The organism is Mycobacterium sp. 852002-40037_SCH5390672, from assembly GCF_001665875.1.
Taxonomy (GTDB): domain Bacteria; phylum Actinomycetota; class Actinomycetes; order Mycobacteriales; family Mycobacteriaceae; genus Mycobacterium.
In genome coordinates this window covers 16,598-34,482 of record NZ_LZTA01000080.1, presented here as the reverse complement: position 1 = coordinate 34,482, position 17,885 = coordinate 16,598, and the positions used below count along the sequence as shown (strand labels likewise).

Sequence of the window (17,885 nt, the reverse complement as noted above, 5' to 3'; positions counted from 1 at the left end):
TGACATTCGCGAAAACGCCGAAAAGCCGGCGCAGTTCGGGGCGCAATCTCCCCGCTAAACTCGCGGCCACCGCGAGGACGCCTCGGGGCCGTCGGGCGGCTCTCCCACATTCTCTACCAGGCGCGATAGCCTGCGGCGTCCGCTGATCCGCAGCGCCGGCCGACCACCACGGGTGCCGATCAGGGTGGGGGCAATCCCGACGCGCATCAAGGCCGACGCCAGCGGCGAGTGCGTGTCCGGCGCGTGGGGGTCCAATGCCAACAGGTAATGCTCGCCCTCCGGGTTTCCGGCCGCCAGCGTCCACGCCCGCAACTCACGCGGCCCGGGCAGCCAGCGCGGCGGCACGGTCTTGACCGCACCGCGCGTCCATTCGGTGGCCAGCGTGCTCAACGAGGGGTCCACCGCCGTGCGCACCAACGGGGTGTCCTCGTCCGTCCGGCTGATTTCGGCGACCAGACCTGCCTCTCGGATCATCTCGGCGAGCGCCGAGGCTCGCCAGGACTGATCCACGACCACTGACAGCCGAGCACCCGCAACGTGATTCTCACCGGTAGCACCGACGGTAACGATCTGCCCGGACGCCGCCAGCACCCCGGAAAGATCGGCAACCGCAGGCGGCACCGACTCCGCTGTGAAGAAGGAAAGCTGGCTCACGCCACCGACAGTAGGCCAGGGGACCCATCCGCGTCTCGAAGCAATCGGCGCGGCGGCCCGGGCCGGGCGGGATGCATATACCTGGTTGCGCCAGCGAGATAGGAAACCCCCCGGCTGAACCCGCTGGGCGGGTCTGCGCGGGGGGATCCGTTCAGGTCTGCTCTTGTCTAGACGGAGCGGACTCCGGTGGCCTGGGGGCCCTTAGGGCTGTGGCCGATCTCGAACTCGACCTTCTGGTTTTCTTCGAGGGTGCGGAAGCCCGAACCCTGGATCTCCGTGTAGTGGACAAACACATCCGCGGAACCATCTTCGGGGGCAATGAACCCGAACCCCTTCTCCGCATTGAACCACTTCACAGTTCCCTGTGGCATCTCTCGATCTTTCCTTTTCTTCTGGGTGCGGGGCATCGCTTTTCGATGCCCCGGGCCGGGTACGACCGCCATACCTCGCTGAGTCGCCGGAACTTCACCCGACCGATTAACCTCGCAGGAACCGCGGCCGCAACGTCGATCCTGCGAAAGTGTGACACGAACACAGAAGCTGCGACCGCAAATAGTCAACCATGTTCATCGCGTCGGCGACAGACTTGTGTCTGCCACCGATTCGAAGGCCAATGCGAGGGCTAATCCTTGGCCAATTTCACAATCGGATCCCGGAGGGAGTGAGATGGCGAGTTTCGGCAGTGACCTGCTCGCCGCCGCACTCGCCGGAACCGCGTTGGACGAGCATCCGCTGCGTCATGTCGCCGAACTGCCACCGCGCAGCGGCCGGCCGCACGCCTGGCCGGCCTGGGCCGAGTCCGACGTGGTCAGCGCGTTCGCCGACCGCGGGATCAAATCGCCGTGGTCACATCAGTTCGCGGCCGCGGACCTGGCGTACGCGGGCCGTCACGTGGTGCTCAGCACGGGTACCGCGTCGGGCAAGTCACTGGCCTATCAGCTTCCGGTCCTCAACGCATTGGCGACCGACCCGCGGGCGCGGGTGCTCTACCTGTCGCCGACCAAAGCGCTGGGCCACGACCAATTGCGCGCCGCGCACGCACTGACCGCGGCGATTCCCCGGCTGCGTGACGTCGCGCCCACCGCCTACGACGGCGACAGCCCAGGCGAGGTCCGACGCTTCGCGCGGGAACGTTCGCGGTGGTTGTTCTCCAATCCCGACATGATCCATTTGTCGATATTGCGCAATCACGCCCGCTGGGGTGTCCTGTTGCGCGGTCTGCGATTCGTGGTGGTCGACGAATGTCATTATTACCGTGGGGTTTTCGGCTCCAACGTGGCGATGGTGCTGCGCCGCCTACTGCGGCTGTGCGCGCGCTATTCGTCGTCGCCGACGGTGATCTTCGCCAGCGCGACAACGGATTCACCGGGCGCGACGGCCGCCGAACTCATCGGGCTTCCGGTTGAGGAGGTCACCGAGGACGGCTCGCCCCAGGGCGCCCGGACCGTGGTGTTGTGGGAACCCGCGCTGCGCGCCGACCTGACCGGCGAGAACGGCGCGCCGGTGCGTCGCTCCGCCGGTGCTGAGGCGGCGCGGGTCATGGCCGACCTGATCGCCGAGGGCGCTCAGACGCTGACGTTCGTGCGGTCGCGCCGCGCCGCGGAATTGACCGCGCTCGGCGCCCAGGCGAGGTTGGGCGACATCGCTCCTGAGCTGTCCCGGACGGTGGCGTCGTACCGGGCCGGTTACCTCGCCGAGGACCGCACCGCGCTGGAGCGTGCGCTGGCCGAGGGCCGGTTGCGCGGCCTGGCCACCACCAATGCGCTCGAGTTGGGGGTGGACATCGCCGGACTGGATGCGGTGGTGCTCGCCGGTTTCCCCGGCACGGTCGCCTCGTTCTGGCAGCAGGCCGGCCGGTCCGGGCGACGCGGTCAGGGCGCGCTGGTGGTGCTGATCGCCCGTGACGATCCGCTGGATACGTATTTGGTGCACAACCCCGCCGCACTGTTGGACAAGCCGGTCGAGCGGGTCGTGATCGATCCGGCCAACCCCTACATCCTGGGTCCGCAGCTGCTGTGCGCGGCAACCGAACTACCCCTGGACGAGGCCGAGGTGCGCGCCCTCGGCGCGACCGAGGTGGCTGACGGCCTGGTCGATGACGGGCTGCTGCGGCGGCGCACCGGAAAGTACTTTCCGGTGCCGGGCCTGGAACCGCATGCCGCGGTGGACATCCGGGGCTCAGCGGGCGGCCAGATCGTCATCGTGGAGGCTGAGACCGGAAGGTTGCTGGGCAGCGCCGGCGCCGGTCAGGCGCCGGCTTCGGTCCATCCCGGCGCGGTGTATCTGCATCAGGGCGAGAGCTACGTGGTGGACTCGCTGGACGCCGGGGAAGGCATCGCGTTCGTTCACGCCGAGGACCCCGGTTACGCGACCTTCGCGCGCGAGATCACCGATATCACCGTCACCGGTACCGGCGAGCGGTTGACGTTCGGGCCGGTCACGCTGGGTCTGGTGCCGGTCCGGGTCACACATCAGGTGGTGGGGTATCTGCGCCGCCGGCTCTCCGGGGAGGTGATCGACTTCATCGAACTGGACATGCCCGAACACACCTTGGCCACCACGGCGGTGATGTACACCATCACCGAAGATGCGTTGCAGCGCAAGGGTATTGAGGCGACCCGGATCCCGGGAGCATTGCATGCCGCCGAACATGCGGCGATCGGACTGCTGCCGCTGGTAGCCAGTTGCGACCGCGGGGACATCGGCGGTCTGTCCACCGCCGTCGGGCCCGACCCGCTCGGGCTGCCCAGCGTCTTCGTGTACGACGGCTATCCGGGCGGCGCCGGATTCGCCGAACGGGGCTATCGTCAGGCCCGCACCTGGCTGGGTGCGACAGCCGCCGCCATCGAGGCGTGCGAGTGCCCCAGGGGTTGCCCGTCGTGCGTGCAGTCCCCCAAGTGCGGCAACGGCAACGACCCGCTTGATAAAGCGGGCGCGGTGCTGGTGCTGAGGCTGGTCCTCACAGAGTTGGCGCAGGGGCCACGGGAGAGCAATCCCGGCGGATGACGACCGACCCTAGGGGGTCGACCCGCTGGATTTGTGTTGTGAAGCCCAGGCCAAGAACGCATTTCCTGCTGCCCAAGGAATGGCGGCGTGCTGTCGCACCGGACCGGAAACGATGAGGCGTGCGCCAGTACCAAGGCCCCGACGGGCCCGCCCGTCCACCCGCACTCCCATCGATCGATCTGCTCACCGTAAAATCGTCCGCATGGCCCACGACTGGTTGCTCGTGGAGACACTCGGGGGGGAACCCACCGTTGTGGCGCAGGGCCGCCAACTCAAAAATCTCGTCCCTATCACCACATTCCTGCGCCGCAGTCCCTATCTCGCCGCGGTTCGCACCGCGATCGCCGAGTCGGTGCAGACCGCCCAGGCCTTGACCAGCATCACTCCCAAGCGAGACCGCATCATTCGCACCGAACCGGTGGTGATGTCCGACGGATTCATTCACGGCGTGCACGTCTGGACCGGCCCCGCCGACGCCGAACCGCCCGAGCGGCCGACCCCGGGACCACTGAAGTGGGATCTGACTCTCGGCGTGGCCACCGACACCCGCGAATCGCTGATCAACAGCGGCAAGAATCCCGAGGTCGAAGTAACCTTCGGCAGGGCTTTCGCCGAGGACCTCCCGTCGCGTGAACTCAACCCGAACGAAACCAAGGTGCTGGCCATGGCCGTCAAAGCCAGACCTGACCAAACACTGTGCAGCACTTGGGATCTCACCGACTGGCGGGGAGAGTCGATCCGGATAGGTTTTGTCGCGCGCACGGTTCTGGAACCGGGAGCTGATGGCCGGGAGCACTTGGTGGCGCGGGCGATCAACTGGCAATCCGAACTGAAGGGTCCGGAGGTGTCGACCGATGATCTGGCGCAACGAATCCTCAGCGGTCTCGCTCAGGCCGGGGTGCACCGCGCGCTCATCGACCTCAACACCTGGTCCCTGCTGAAATGGCTCGACGAGCCCTGCACTTTTTACGATTGGCGCAGCGGCGAGACGGGCAAACCCCGGGTCCACCCTGACGACCAGGACTCGATGTCCACCATGACAAGGGAATTCAGTGGGGGCGCCACCAGCCGGGTGTTGCGGATGCCCGGCAACGACGGGGAGTGGGTGCCGGTGCATGTCACCGTCAACCGGGTGGAACTGGAACCGGATACGTACGCGGGACTGGTTTCCCTGCGCTTGCCCACCGATGACGAACTGGCCACCGCGGGATTGTCGCCCGACCCCGGCGCCGCGCCCTAGTCGAATTCCCCGGTCACCGGCCCCGCCCGTGCGGCGGCGCTCGCCACGCCGCCATAGGCGACCGCCACCCGCGCCGTGACGACGACATCGAGACCCTCGACCACACAGCGGATGTCGTCGACCCGCATCCGGCGGGACACACCCGCGGCACTGGCGCAGGCAGCATCCGGCCCGGAGCTCAGTCGGGCCGCGGCGGCCAACGCGGCCAGATCGGCCACCGCCTGCGCTCGGTGGCGTGCCACCACCGCCGAGCCCAGGTACGCGCCGGCTCCGGTCACCGTCAGAAGCACCATGATCATCCAGGTCGCGACCAGAGTGGCCGAGCCCCCATCATCGCGACGGCTCGGCGGCCGAGACCGCTTTAGCGGCAATGTCGATGGTGGGCAACAACTTCGAATGCGCGACGACGGTGGCCACCAGGAACCCCCCGTCGCGGTGCAGATCGACTCGCGCACCGGCGGGCGCGACCCGGCGCGCGGCGGCCACGGCGGAGCGCTCGTCACCGCGAGCCGCCAGCCGGGCGGCTTCACGGGCCGCGTCGACGCAGCGCACCTGCATCGATACCGCGGTGACACCGGCCAGGCACAGCACCAACACCACAACCAGCGAGGCGATGCCCAGGGCCGCCTCAACGGTGCTGGCACCGGCTACACCTTGGTGTTGAGCGCACGACCGATGATGTTGGTCAGCGCCGAGACGATGGAATCTCCGGTGACGACCGTGTACAACACCGCGCCAAACGCGGCCGCCGCGATGGTTCCGATGGCGTACTCGACCGTTGACATGCCCGACTCGTCGGCGGCCAGCACGGCGAGACGTGCGGAGAACTCGCGAAACATGTTGATCATCAATGACTTCCTCTCTTTTCACAGCAGGCCCGACTGCAGCACATCACCGGCCAAACCGGCCACCACCGGCACGATGCCCAGGCAGACGAACGCCGGCAGGAAGCACAGACCGAGCGGTCCGGCGATCAGTACGCCGGCCCGCTCGGCGGCCGCGGTCGCCGCGTGCCCGGCGTCGTGGCGAGACTCCGCAGCCAACGCCGCGACGCCACCAGCCAGCGCCGCGCCCGAGGATGCCGAACGCCGGGCCAACCGCAACAACGCATCGATCTGCGGGTCGGCAGAGTGCCGCGAACCGGACGGAATGGACCATGCGACTGCGGGATCGGCACCAAGCGCGAGCAGGTCGGCGGAGCGGCGCAGCACCCTGGCCAGATCCGGCGGCGCGGACGGCGCGGCGGCCGCTGCGGCGGTCGACACGGCCATGCCCGCCCCCAGGCACACGGCCAGCACATCCAGACAGGAGGCGACCGCCAGCGGGTCCGGGCCGCGCGCCGACGCCGGGTGGCTCCCGCTCAGCCGGCGGCCGCGCACCGGCGTCCCGGCGCGGCTTCGCACCAGCGACGGACCGGGACCGATCCACAGCGCCATCGCCAGCAGCGCTGCCGCCGGCGCGCTCACGAGGCCACCTGATCGGCGATGCGATCGCACCACAGCAGACCGACGCAGGCCAGCGTTGAGCCGATGAGCAACAACCACCCGCCCGCCTGCCCGCTCAGCAAGAAGCCCAGCGGCCGGGCTCCGATCAGCTGTCCCAGCAGCACGCCGAGCACCGGCAGCGCGGCCAGTATCGTCGCGGTTGCACGCGCGCCGGCCATACTCGAGGACACTCGGTCCGAGAACCGTTGCCGCTCAGCGATATCGCGCTGGGCGGCGCGCATCAGTGTGGCTATTCCCAACCCGTTGTCGCTGGCCAGCCGCCAGCACAGCGCGAGGCGCTCCCAATGCGCGGGCAGCACCGAGGAGCGGCCGGCCGCGGCCAGGCCGGCCGAGACGTCGGCACCCAGGCGGGCCCGCGCCGCCACCGAACGCAGCGACACCGCGACCGCCCCGGCGGTGTCGTCGGCGGCGACGCAGAACGCGCGCACCGGATGCGAGCCGGCCCGCAATTCGCCGACAAGCACCTCGAGCGCGGTGTGCAGCGCGTGACCCTCGGCTGTGGCATGCCGGATGCGCCGGCGGCGCCGATAACGCAGACCCGCGGTCGCCCCCACGACCGCGATGCACAGGACGGTTGTCAGCGGCAGCACGATAGCGGCGGCGCAGCCGATACCGGCAGTGGCGCAGGCCGCCCCACGCAGCCCGACCGCCGGGAGTCGGAGGTGCCGTGACGCCGACAGTCGTCGTCGCGGCGAAGGCCGGACGACGATGAGCGCGAGCGACAACAGCAGCGCGCCGGCCAGCGGACCGTTCACGCCGGCATCCGGCTGTGCAGCAAGGCCTGCAGCTGCGGGGCGGCGTCCGTCATCCCCCGATCAGCATGCCAAACGGTGACCGCCCGCACCTGCCCGTGATCACGTTGCAGCGCAGCGATTTCGCTGAGTCGACGCCGGCCGGCGCGGTCGCGCTCGACATGCAGCAGCACCTGCACGGCGGCGGCGAGTTGGCTGTGCAGTGCGGCACGATCGAGACCGCCGAGCGCGCCCAATGCCTCCAGGCGAGCGGGCACCTCACCGGGATTGTTGGCGTGCACGGTGCCCGCTCCGCCGTCGTGGCCGGTGTTCAGCGCGGCCAGCAGATCCACCACTTCGGCGCCCCTTACCTCGCCGACCACGATGCGGTCGGGCCGCATCCGCAACGCCTGCCGGACCAACTGGCGTACCGGAACCTCGCCGACGCCTTCGATATTGGCGCAGCGCGCGACCAGCTTCACCAGATGCGGGTGCCGCGGCGCCAGCTCGGCGGCATCCTCGACGCAGACGATCCGTTCGGCCGGCGGTACGGCGCCCAGCATCGCGGCCAGCAATGTTGTCTTGCCGGCGCCGGTGCCGCCGCTGACCAGGAACGCCAACCGGGCGTCGATGATGTCGGTGACCAGCGCGGCGGCCGCCGGCTCGATCGCCCCGGCGGCGATCAGGGCCGCCAAATCCTGGCTGGCGGGCCGCAGGACACGCAGCGACAAGCAGGTGCCCGCGGCCGCCACCGGCGGCAACACCGCGTGCAGTCGCACCGCGAACCCGGCGGCGCCGATACCGGTCAGCTCGCCGTCCACCCAGGGCTGCGCGTCGTCCAGCCGGCGGCCGGCGGCCAGCGCCAGCCGCTGTGCCAACCGGCGGACCGCCGCCTCGTCGGGGAAACGAATGTCGGTGCGCCGCAGGCCGGTGCCGTCGTCAACCCACACCGCATCCGGTGCGGTGACCAAGACGTCGGTCGTCCCGTCCGCGCAGAGCAGCGGATCGAGGATGCCGGCACCGGTGAGCTCGGTCTGCAGCACCCGGAGATTGGCCAGCACCTCGGTGTCACCGAGCATCCCACCGGACTCCGCCCGGATCGCGGCGGCCACCACCGAAGCTGCCGGCGGGGCCCCCAGCGGACCGGCCTCGCCGGCCAGTCGCTCGCGGACACGTTCGATCAGCGAACCGCTCACGCCGCCTTGCCGTTCTGTGCCGCCCGCCGGCGCGCCCCGGCGGGTGGCAGCACGTCGAGCACCCGGCGGGCCGCCACCGCGAGCGCCGAGCGTCGGCCTAACCGCAGGTCGCCCCGGTCGACCTGTTCGGCCAGTTGCGGCTGGGCTTTGATCGCCGCCAGCAACGGCAGGCCGGCGATATCGGCGATCTCGGCCGCCCGCAATCCTCCCGGCGACGGTCCCCGCACCACCAAGCCGACATTGGGATTGATGGATGCCAGGACCGGCGCCAGTGCGCCGGTCGCCGCGCACGCGCGCACGTCACAACGGCTGACCACGACGACCAGGTCGGCCGCGCTCAGCGCGGCTTGAGTCGCGTCGGTCAAACGACGGGGGAGGTCGCAGATGACGCTGACCGCGCCGCGCCGGCCGGCGTCGATGATGGCGTGCACCGGCCCGGCGTCCAGCTCGTAGCCGCGACGCGTGCCGGACAGCACGCTGACCCCGCGGTGCCGTGGCAGCGCATCGCGGACGGCCGACCAGTTGAGCCGCCCGCCCTGCAACGCAAGGTCCGGCCAGCGCAACCCTGGAATAGTTTCGCCGCCCAGCAACAAATCAAGACCGCCACCCCACGGGTCGAGGTCCACCAACAAAGCATCCGCGGCGGCCCGGGCCACGGCGACCGCAAGCAAGGACGCGCCGGCTCCGCCGCAGCCTCCGATGACGGCGACCGCATGGCCACGCGTCCCGTCGTCGCGCGACGAGTCGGCGGCTTCGGCGAGTGCGCCGACCAAGTCCGCTTCTTGCTCGGGCAGCCGCAACACGTTCCCGGCGCCGACCCCGACGGCAGCCGCCCACGTCTCCGTCTGGGGTTCGGCCACGGTCAGTACGGTCACGTGATCGCGACGCGGTAGCCCCCATCGCCCGCAGCGAAGCGCGGCCCGCGCGTCCAGCACGACGGCTGCGGCCGCCGCCCAACTCTTGCGGCTGACCGGAGACCCGTCACCGGCATGCACCACTCGAACACCGGCGGCGGCTGCCACCCGGTCCAACTCGGCGCGCAGGTCGGGCTCCGCCAACACCGCCAACACACCCGCGGAAGCCGCCGCATCAACTCCGGAGGTGCTCGCCATCCGACCACTGTGCGGGGCCGCGACGTTGGCACACCAGTCCCAAATGCGGATTTGTGGATAGAGACGCGAGTGTGCACAAACACGTCGCGGGGCACGCCGCCAGCGACGACGGACATGCTTCCCGCAACGCACCCAGAGCCGTGCCTGGCGCCGCGAAGCGAGGAAAACTGACCCCAGAAAGGGGACGACCCCCGCCAGGGGGGGAGGAGGCGAGGGTCGTCGTGCATCAGCCCCGGGGGGTCGGGCTGATACACCCTCGGCTCAGGCCGAGTAATGCTTACTATACACATGACAAGCCGGAGTAACGCAAGAGATCATCTTCGGAAAAAACAGCTTGAGCCGCGTAAACACTCCGCCGTTCGCGCCCCGAACCCCCTGATCGGCCATTTCCGGTGCGGGATCGCGCCCTCGCGGGACCGCCGACCTATGCTGGGTCGGTGACCGTCTTCGACCCCACCGCGGAGCAGTCAGCCCCGGAGCATTCAGCGGCAACCACCGCTTCCCACGCCCGCACGGCGGCCTTCTTCGACCTGGACAAGACGATCATCGCCAAGTCCAGCACCCTCGCGTTCAGCAAACCGTTTTTCAACCAGGGCCTGCTCAACCGCCGCGCCGTGCTCAAGTCCAGCTACGCGCAGTTCATCTATCTGCTCTCCGGTGCCGATCATGACCAGATGGATCGGATGCGCGCCCACATGACGAATATGTGCACCGGCTGGGACGTCGAACAGGTCAAGTCGATCGTCAACGAGACACTGCACGACATCGTGACGCCGCTGGTGTTCGCCGAAGCCGCCGACCTGATCGCAGCCCACAAGTTGTGCGGGCGTGACGTGGTGGTGGTGTCGGCCTCCGGGGAGGAAATCGTCGCGCCCATCGCCCGGGCCCTGGGCGCCACCCATGCGATGGCAACCCGGATGGTCGTCGAGGACGGTCGGTACACCGGCGAGATCGCGTTCTACTGCTACGGCGAAGGCAAGGTGCAAGCTATCCGCGAGCTGGCCGCCCGCGAGGGCTACCCGCTGGAACACTGCTACGCCTACTCCGACTCGATCACCGACCTGCCGATGCTCGAGTCCGTCGGCCACCCCAGCGTTGTCAATCCCGACCGCGGATTGCGCAGGGAAGCCGTGGAACGCGGTTGGCCCGTGATCTCGTTCTCCCGGCCGGTGTCCTTGCGCGACCGCATCCCCGCGCCCTCCGGTGCCGCGATCGCCACGACGGCCGCGGTGGGCATCAGTGCGCTGGCCGCCGGCGCGGTCACGTATTCGTTGTTGCGCCGCTACGCGTTCTGAGCCCTTCGCCCCAACAGCAAACCTTTTGAACGCGAAATCCAAAACGACTTTGGCCATCTTGCGAAATTGGCTCTTGCTGCGCTAGGGGTCTAGTAGTACAAAGGAACCACGGAAGCCCGGTGAGGCCTAGGTCGAGCCGGAAGAGAAGGTTCGTCCTCCCGACCCGGGCCCCCAGCACGGTGCTCGGCACCCACGCGGAGTCATAGCCGCGAAAATGGCAGAAGTGTTGCGGGCCTGCGAAATTGCGAAGATGCGGAAGGTGTCGACGGCCCTTTGGGTGGGGCTGCAACCATAAGCGTCGTGAGATCGCCGAGGCCAACCCACGCAACCCCAGAGATGCACGCTTGGTAACCGAGTCCCGTGCTAGCGGGCGGCGGACCGAACCTTCGGAACGTCGCCCGCTCTGCATTGTGCGGACGCTTTCCCGGTGACGTTCTCCCGGCCCGTAGCTACCGATCCAGCTATCTGTTCGACATCGAGTCGGCGATCGACACAGCCTCTTGCGCACCGGCTTTCATCGCCCGGCAACACAGCACCAGCCAGTCCCGGACACCGTCGGGCGTACCGTCGGCGAATCTTTGTGCCGCCTCGCGATACGCCGCGGGTTGACGCATCCAACTGACCTCGGGCACACCCAGTCCGTGTGGGTCCAGCCCGCTGGCGATGGTCACCAATCTGGACACCGCGCGTGCCACCACACCGTCAGAGCTGCCGAATGGCTTCAGCGTCAGCAGTTCGCCGTGGGCGACGGCGGCGAGCACCGGCGCCGGCACCTGGGTGCGTCCGTTCACCAAGCCCGCCAACAACTCCAGTCGCGGCCCCACGCCGGCATCGGCACGCGGGCGACCCAACCGCTCGTCGTCGACCTGTTCGGCCGCGGCCAGCACGTGCAGGCGGGCCAGCGCCTGCAACGGTGCCCGTCGCCAGATGGCGACGACGGCGCCTTCGCCGCCCTCGAGCGCCTGGGCCACCCGAAGCGCCCCCGCGAACACCGGATCACTGATCTGCCCGGCATCGGCGAGATCCTCCAGCCGAACCGGGCCGCCGTCCAGGACCGACGACGCGCGCGCCGCCCGCAGCGCGGCCTCGGCGGCGGTCACGGGCCAGCCCCGCAGGTTGGCGCGGTGGCGGTGGGCACGACCCAGTGCGTCGCGGGCGCGGTCACTGGCCTCGGCGACGCCGGGCAGTTCCATCAGGGGGGCCAGCGGATCAGCTGTCACAACCTCACAACCTATCCTCGTCGGATTCAGCGCACGTGTGGGATGGCGTCCAGCAACTGTCGGGTGTATTCGTGCTTGGGGTCGCTGAACAGTTCCTCGGTCGGCGCCTGCTCCACCACCCGGCCCGCCCGCATCACCAGGACGTCGTCGGCGATCTGGCGGATCACCGCCAGATCATGGCTGATGAACAGGTAGGCCAGGCCCAGTTCGGCCTGCAGTTCGGCCAGCAGGTCGAGTATCTGGGCCTGCACCAAAACGTCGAGCGCCGACACCGCCTCGTCGCACACCAGCACCTCGGGCCGCAACGCCAACGCTCGGGCGATCGCCACCCGTTGCCGTTGCCCGCCCGAGAGCTCGCGCGGCAACCGGTCCAGCACCGACGACGGCAGGGCCACCCGGTCGACGAGGTCGTGCACCGCTCGCTCGCGTCGCCTGCGGTCACCGACGCGGTGAATGCGCAGCGGTTCCTCGATGGCGCGAAAGACCGAATACATGGGATCCAGGCTGCTGTAAGGGTTTTGGAACACAGGCTGCACCCGACGACGGAAAGCCAGTTGCTTGTCCCGGCGCATCGCGTCGTCGATCCGGGTGCCGCCGAAATCCACCGTGCCCGAGGTGGGCGGCAAGAGTCCGAGCACCATCCGCGCCACCGTCGATTTCCCCGATCCCGATTCTCCGGCGATCGCCAGTGTGCCAGCGCGGCGCAGCCGAAACGACACCGCGTCGACGGCGCGGAATTCGGTGCGCCGCCACGGCGCACCGTGGGTTTCCCGATAGATCTTGGTGAGCTCGGAGGCGATAAGAATATCGTCAGACACCTCGGCGCGAGGGTGGGCCCGCGCGCGGCTTCGGACCGTCAGCGCCGGCGCCGCGGCCACCAACCGCCGGGTGTACTCGTGTTGAGGGCTTCGTAGGATCGCCTGTGCTGCACCGGATTCCACCACTACCCCGTGATGGACGACGACCACCGACTCGGCCCGTTCGGCGGCCAGCGCCAGATCGTGAGTGATCAGCAGCAGCGCCGTGCCGAGTTCGCGGGTGAGCCGCTGGAGATGGTCGAGTACCTGCCGCTGCACCGTGACGTCCAGGGCGGACGTCGGCTCATCGGCGATCAGCAACCGCGGCCGGCCCGCGAGCCCGATCGCGATCAGCGCACGTTGGCACATGCCGCCCGACAATTGGTGCGGGTACTTACCAGCCTGCTTCGCCGGATTCGGCATGCCGGCCTGGGCGAGCAACTCTTCGGCCCGTCGCCGGGCCTGACGGCCATCGGTGTTGGCCCGCAACGCTTCCCGGATCTGAAAGCCGACGTTCCAGACGGGGTTGAGGTTGGTCATCGGGTCTTGTGGCACGTAGCCGATGCCACGACCTCTGATCGACCGCAGCAGCCGGCGATCCGCCGAGGTGATGTCGAGCCCGTCAAATATGATGCGGCCAGCCGTGATTCGGCCTCCCGGGGGTAGCAGCCCGAGGATCGCGGCGGCCGTGGTGGATTTTCCGGATCCCGACTCGCCGACCACGGCGACGGTCTGGCCGCGTTGGACGCTCAGATCCACTCCGGCCACCGCGGGGGCGTGGTCGCCGAACCTGACTTCCAGGCCCTCGACCGTCAACAGTGGCGATGCCGCGGTACTCATGCGCGCCTGGCCCGCGAAGCCGGATCGAGGGCGTCGCGCAGCGCGTCGCCCATCATCATGAACGCCAGCACCGTCATCGCCAGTGCACCGGCGGGATAGAACAGGATCGGCGATCCGGCCCGCAGCCGCGTCTGGTCGAGGTTGATGTCGCCACCCCAGGACACCACGGAAGACGGCAGTCCGACACCGAGGTAGGACAACGTGGCCTCGGTGACGATGAAGGCCCCTAACGCGATCGTGGACATCGCAATCACCGGTCCCACCGCGTTGGGCAACACGTGTCGTAGCAGCGTTTGAAACCCGCTCATCCCCAACGCTTTAGCTGCTAGCACATAGTCGGTGCCACGCACCTCCAGCACCGCGCCACGAGCGATCCGGGCTATCTGCGGCCAGCCGAACAGAGCCAGGATGGCGATCACCGTCCACACCGACCGATGGTGCAGGACCTGCATGAGCACGATCGCGGCCAGCAGCAGCGGCAGACCGAAGAACACGTCGGTGAGCCGGGAGACCAGCGCGTCGATCCAACCGCCGTAGAAGCCGGCGAACGCACCCAACACACCGCCGACGAGAAACACCAGCAGCGTCGCGCCCAACCCGACCGTCACCGACGCCCGGGCCCCGTAGATGGTGCGCGCGTAGATGTCATGGCCCTGCAGGTCCGTGCCGAACCAGTGCGCCCCCGAAGGACTCCGCAAGCTTTGGCTGGGATCGGCATAACTGGGATCGGCGTGGGTGAACAACGCGGGAAACAGTGCGACGAGAAGAATGAGGACGATTAGCGCGGCGGCAGCGACGAACTTCGGACGGCGGTGCAGCTTTCGCCAGGTTTCATCCCAAAAGCCGGAGTGCTCAGCCATAGCGGATCCTCGGGTCCAGGGCCGCGTAGAGCAGGTCCACCATCAGGTTGGCGATCAGATAGATCAGCACCAGCACGGTCACGATCGAGACCACCGTGGGAGCCTCTTGCCTGGTGACGGCTTGATAGAGCACACCGCCGACGCCGTGGATGTTGAAAATACCTTCGGTCACGATGGCCCCGCCCATCAGCGCTCCCAGGTCCGCTCCCAGGAAGGTCACCACCGGGATCAGCGAGTTGCGCAGGATGTGGACCGTCACCACCCGCGGGCGTGACAATCCCTTGGCGGTGGCGGTGCGCACGTAGTCGGCGTGCGCGTTGGCGGCCACCGCCGATCGAGTCAACCGGACGATGTAGGCGAATGAGACTGAGCCCAAGACGATTCCGGGAAGCAGCAGACGCGCGAATGTCGCCCGTTCACCGACGGTGACCGGCGCGATGCCCAGCTTGACCCCGAACAGGAATTGGGCCAGAAAGCCCAGCACGAAGATCGGGATCGCGATGATGATCAGTCCGGCGATCAGCACCGTGGCATCGAAGAGTCCGCCCTGGCGCAACCCGGAAATCACACCGAAACCGATGCCCAGCACCGCCTCGACGGCCAGGGCAATCAACGCGAGCCGGATCGTGACCGGAAACGCATGTGCCAGAACGGCACTGACCGGCAACCCGGAATAGGCGCGGCCCAGGTCGCCGTGTGCGACGCCGCCCAGGTAGCGCAGGTACTGCAGAATGAAGGGATCATCGAGGTGGTAACGCGCGCGCAGCGCGGCGGCTACGGCCGGAGTCAGCGGCCGATCCCCGGCGATGGCGGCCAGCGGGTCGCCGGGCAGCAGGAAGACCATGCCGTAGATCAGCAGGGTGGCGCTCAGGAAAACGGGAACCATGACGGCGATCCGGCGCGCGATGTACCAACCCATTCTCAAGCCTTGACGATGTTCTCGTAGTCGGGCAGTCCGTTCCAGGTGAGCTTGACGGCGCTGACCTCCGGCGACCACCCGACCACGGCGATGTAGTACCACAGTGGGACGGCGGGCATGTCGTGCAACAGGATTCGTTGAGCGACGTTGACCAGCACGTCGGCCTGCGCCAGGTCGGGAGCCGCCTCGGCGGCGGCCAGGCCGGCGTCGAACTCGCGGCTGGAATATCCGACGTCATTGGACCCCGCACCGGTGGCGTACAACGGAGCGAGGAACTCGATCATCGACGGGTAGTCGCCCATCCAGCCGGCCCGGAACGCGGTGTCGATGGTGCGGTTGGTGATCTGGGTGCGAAACCCGGCGAAGGTGGGCTGCGGCGCACCGACGGCATCGATGTCCAGCACGTTCTTGATGCTGTTGGCCACCGCGTCCACCCACTCCTGATGGCCGCTGTCGGCGTTGTAGGCGATGGCGTACCGCCCGCTCCACGGCGAGATCGCGTTGGCCTGGGCCCAGAGTTGTCGGGCCCGTTCGGGGTTGAAGTCCAGCGCGTCGCTGCCGGCGATGTTGGGGTTGAATCCCGGCAATGAGCTGGCGGTGAAGTCGCGGGCCGGGCTGCGGGTGTTGTTGAAGATCTGCTGACAGATCTGCGGACGGTTGATGGCCGCCGACAACGCCAATCGGCGCAGTCGCCCTTCCTCACCTCCGAAGTGCGGCAGCCGCAGCGGCGTATCGAGCGATTGACTGACGGCGACGGGTCCGCTGGCGGCATTGCCGCCCAGGTCGCGCTGGTAGATCGTCAACGCGCTGGACGGGATCGTGTCCAGCACATCGAGGTTGCCCGAGAGCAGGTCGGCGTAGGCGGTGTCCAGGTTGGCGTAGAACTCGAACCGTAGCCCTTTGTTGCGGGGTTTGCGATTTCCGTGGTAATCGGGGTTGGGCCGCAAGTCAATTCGGACATTGTGCTCCCACGCGGGCCCGTCCGGACCGTTGGCGAGTTTGTACGGGCCGTTGCCGATCGGGTGCTGCCCGAAAGCGCTCATGTCCCGAAATGCCGCTTGCGGCAAGGGGTAGAACGCGCTGTGCCCTAGTCGCAATATGAAGTCGATGGTGGGCGCCTTCAGCCGGACGGTGAACTCCAGATCGTTGACCACCCGCAGCCCCGACATAGTGGTGGCCGCCGGCTTGCCGTCGGCGGCCAGCCCGGCCACGGCATCGAAACCGTCGATCGGACTGAAGAAGCTTTGCTGCAGTTGGGCATTGGTGCTCAGCGCCCCGTAGTTCCAGGCGTCGACGAAGGAATGGGCCGTCACCGCCGAGCCGTCGGTGAATGTCCAGCCGGGTTTGAGGATGATCCGGTAGTTGACATTGTCGGGGGTGTCGACGGACTGGGCGACCTCCGGCGAGGGGTTTCCGACGGCGTCGTAGGACATCAGTCCCGCGAAGAGTCGATCGAGGATCCTGCCGCCTTGGCTGTCGTTGGTGCCGGTGGGGATCAGGGGGTTCGGCGGTTCCCCGCCGTTGACCACCACCAGATCCGGGCTGAGGGCACCGCCACCGCAACCGGCCACCGGGGCAACCGTCAGCATCGCGACGGCAACCGAGGCCAGCAAGGCCAACGGGGTCCGCATCCGACGCATGACAACCGACCCTAGGGCCTGAAGCCGTGCGGCGGTGAAGTGCCCGGTGCGGCTCGCCAACGTAGGATCCCGTCGTGGCTGCGCAGTATCTGGCCTCGCATGACTCGGGGGTGCGAGCGGGCTTCTTGATGTTCTCCCTCGGCATCCCCGCAATCGGATTGATCTGCCTGATCGTTGGTTTGGTGGAGCGCTCGCGCAGCCGTAGACGGTCGCCCGCTTACCCGCCGCAGTACCCTCCGGGTTTCCCTACCGGATATCCGTATCCCCCGCCATCGGCGGGCTACCCCGCGGCGCCCTATCCGGCCTATCCGGGTTACGCACCCGGTTATGCGCCGCGGCCGCGAACGCCGAAGTCGGCCACCACGCTCATCACCATCGGCGCCGTGTTGCTTGCCCTGGGCACCTTCGGCAACGCAGCGCGGGGCCTGACCGGGCGCGGAGGCGACTCCTCGCTGCAGGTGGGCGATTGCATCAGCGAAAGCGACTACAAGGCACAGCGTTTCGATGCAACCCCGAGTCGGGGTTGCATCGACCCCGCGGCGACCTATGAACTTGCCTTCAAGGGAGGCGCCTCGGACACCTGCCCCGACGGTAAACGAGAGCACTCCGTCTATGACCGCTTCACCACCGACGCGATGATCCTGTGCTTCGCGGTCAATCTGAAAGAGGACCACTGCTATTTGATGATCAGTGATGGCGACGCGATGACGATAAGGTTGGGTGACTGCGGCAGGTCAAACAGAGTGCAGGTCAAGGTCAATCGGCGCTTCGAAGGCAGCACGGACAGAACCCAGTGCCCACCCGACAGCAAGGGCCTCGGATATCCCGTCCCCGCGCGGGTCTACTGTCTGGTCAGGGCCGACTGACGCC

At 68.2% G+C, this 17,885-nt stretch carries 17 protein-coding genes and 1 pseudogene; 4 read left to right on the top strand and 14 right to left on the bottom strand.

What is annotated here, in order from left to right; all coding sequences use genetic code 11:
- Positions 1 to 54 precede the first annotated feature (54 nt).
- On the bottom strand, positions 55 to 654 hold the full coding sequence (locus tag A5782_RS14085) for a hypothetical protein (RefSeq protein ID WP_067100838.1): 600 nt from the start codon (positions 652 to 654) through the stop codon (positions 55 to 57).
- Between the two features lie 167 nt (positions 655 to 821).
- Positions 822 to 1,025: a cold shock protein CspA gene (cspA, locus tag A5782_RS14080; RefSeq protein WP_007166602.1), complete on the bottom strand. Its 204-nt coding sequence runs from the start codon at positions 1,023 to 1,025 to the stop codon at positions 822 to 824.
- A 295-nt stretch (positions 1,026 to 1,320) separates the two neighbouring features.
- Here cspA and A5782_RS14075 point away from each other — a divergent pair, with 295 nt between their 5' ends.
- Together A5782_RS14075 and A5782_RS14070 are read left to right on the top strand one after the other, a co-directional pair.
- On the top strand, positions 1,321 to 3,660 hold the full coding sequence (locus A5782_RS14075; RefSeq protein WP_067100835.1) for a DEAD/DEAH box helicase: 2,340 nt from the start codon (positions 1,321 to 1,323) through the stop codon (positions 3,658 to 3,660).
- 202 nt (positions 3,661 to 3,862) lie between these two features.
- Positions 3,863 to 4,900 (top strand): PAS domain-containing protein, encoded by a 1,038-nt coding sequence (locus A5782_RS14070; RefSeq protein WP_067100830.1) that lies wholly within the window; start codon positions 3,863 to 3,865, stop codon positions 4,898 to 4,900.
- On the opposite strand, the gene A5782_RS14065 is transcribed toward A5782_RS14070, so the two are convergent.
- From A5782_RS14065 to ssd, 7 genes and pseudogenes are all read right to left on the bottom strand, one after another.
- The gene (locus A5782_RS14065) at positions 4,897 to 5,271 is read right to left on the bottom strand and encodes an Rv3654c family TadE-like protein (protein WP_082942923.1); all 375 of its coding nucleotides are present in this window, start codon (positions 5,269 to 5,271) and stop codon (positions 4,897 to 4,899) included. The two genes, A5782_RS14070 and A5782_RS14065, sit on opposite strands and share 4 nt — an antisense overlap.
- Positions 5,240 to 5,521: pseudogene (locus A5782_RS14060) on the bottom strand (TadE family type IV pilus minor pilin); the annotation flags it as partial. The gene A5782_RS14065 and the pseudogene A5782_RS14060, both read right to left, overlap by 32 nt.
- A gap of 26 nt (positions 5,522 to 5,547) precedes the next feature.
- Positions 5,548 to 5,748: a DUF4244 domain-containing protein gene (locus A5782_RS14055; protein ID WP_067100827.1), complete on the bottom strand. Its 201-nt coding sequence runs from the start codon at positions 5,746 to 5,748 to the stop codon at positions 5,548 to 5,550.
- A gap of 18 nt (positions 5,749 to 5,766) precedes the next feature.
- The gene (locus A5782_RS14050) at positions 5,767 to 6,336 is read right to left on the bottom strand and encodes a type II secretion system F family protein (RefSeq protein WP_067100866.1); all 570 of its coding nucleotides are present in this window, start codon (positions 6,334 to 6,336) and stop codon (positions 5,767 to 5,769) included.
- A gap of 26 nt (positions 6,337 to 6,362) precedes the next feature.
- On the bottom strand, positions 6,363 to 7,160 hold the full coding sequence (locus A5782_RS14045; protein ID WP_067100822.1) for a type II secretion system F family protein: 798 nt from the start codon (positions 7,158 to 7,160) through the stop codon (positions 6,363 to 6,365).
- Positions 7,157 to 8,332 (bottom strand): TadA family conjugal transfer-associated ATPase, encoded by a 1,176-nt coding sequence (locus A5782_RS14040; protein WP_067100819.1) that lies wholly within the window; start codon positions 8,330 to 8,332, stop codon positions 7,157 to 7,159. Before A5782_RS14040 ends, A5782_RS14045 begins: the two co-directional genes overlap by 4 nt.
- Positions 8,329 to 9,393 carry a septum site-determining protein Ssd gene (gene ssd / locus A5782_RS14035; protein ID WP_156623942.1) on the bottom strand — a complete coding sequence of 355 codons (1,065 nt, stop codon included), beginning with the start codon at positions 9,391 to 9,393 and terminating at the stop codon, positions 8,329 to 8,331. The genes A5782_RS14040 and ssd overlap by 4 nt, the downstream gene beginning before the upstream one ends.
- Positions 9,394 to 9,881: 488 nt before the next feature.
- On the opposite strand from ssd, the gene A5782_RS14030 reads away from it, so the two are divergent.
- Positions 9,882 to 10,739, top strand: a complete 858-nt coding sequence (locus tag A5782_RS14030) for an HAD-IB family hydrolase (RefSeq protein ID WP_067100863.1) — start codon at positions 9,882 to 9,884, stop codon at positions 10,737 to 10,739.
- 461 nt (positions 10,740 to 11,200) lie between these two features.
- On the opposite strand, the gene A5782_RS14025 is transcribed toward A5782_RS14030, so the two are convergent.
- Genes A5782_RS14025 through A5782_RS14005 form a run of 5 tightly spaced genes read right to left on the bottom strand, consistent with a single transcriptional unit; the run spans position 11,201 to position 17,006 of the window.
- Positions 11,201 to 11,959: an oxidoreductase gene (locus tag A5782_RS14025; protein WP_067100812.1), complete on the bottom strand. Its 759-nt coding sequence runs from the start codon at positions 11,957 to 11,959 to the stop codon at positions 11,201 to 11,203.
- A gap of 26 nt (positions 11,960 to 11,985) precedes the next feature.
- A complete protein-coding gene (locus tag A5782_RS14020) occupies positions 11,986 to 13,596 on the bottom strand; it encodes an ABC transporter ATP-binding protein (protein WP_067100809.1) in 1,611 nt (536 codons plus the stop codon).
- Positions 13,593 to 14,456: an ABC transporter permease gene (locus A5782_RS14015; protein ID WP_067100806.1), complete on the bottom strand. Its 864-nt coding sequence runs from the start codon at positions 14,454 to 14,456 to the stop codon at positions 13,593 to 13,595. Before A5782_RS14015 ends, A5782_RS14020 begins: the two co-directional genes overlap by 4 nt.
- Complete coding sequence (locus A5782_RS14010) at positions 14,449 to 15,375, bottom strand: ABC transporter permease (RefSeq protein ID WP_067100803.1); 927 nt, start codon at positions 15,373 to 15,375, stop codon at positions 14,449 to 14,451. The genes A5782_RS14015 and A5782_RS14010 overlap by 8 nt, the downstream gene beginning before the upstream one ends.
- Positions 15,376 to 15,377: 2 nt before the next feature.
- The gene (locus A5782_RS14005) at positions 15,378 to 17,006 is read right to left on the bottom strand and encodes an ABC transporter substrate-binding protein (RefSeq protein WP_197694224.1); all 1,629 of its coding nucleotides are present in this window, start codon (positions 17,004 to 17,006) and stop codon (positions 15,378 to 15,380) included.
- A gap of 83 nt (positions 17,007 to 17,089) precedes the next feature.
- Between A5782_RS14005 and A5782_RS14000 the strand changes: the two genes are divergently transcribed.
- Positions 17,090 to 17,881, top strand: a complete 792-nt coding sequence (locus A5782_RS14000) for a hypothetical protein (protein WP_156623941.1) — start codon at positions 17,090 to 17,092, stop codon at positions 17,879 to 17,881.
- Positions 17,882 to 17,885: the final 4 nt, after the last annotated feature.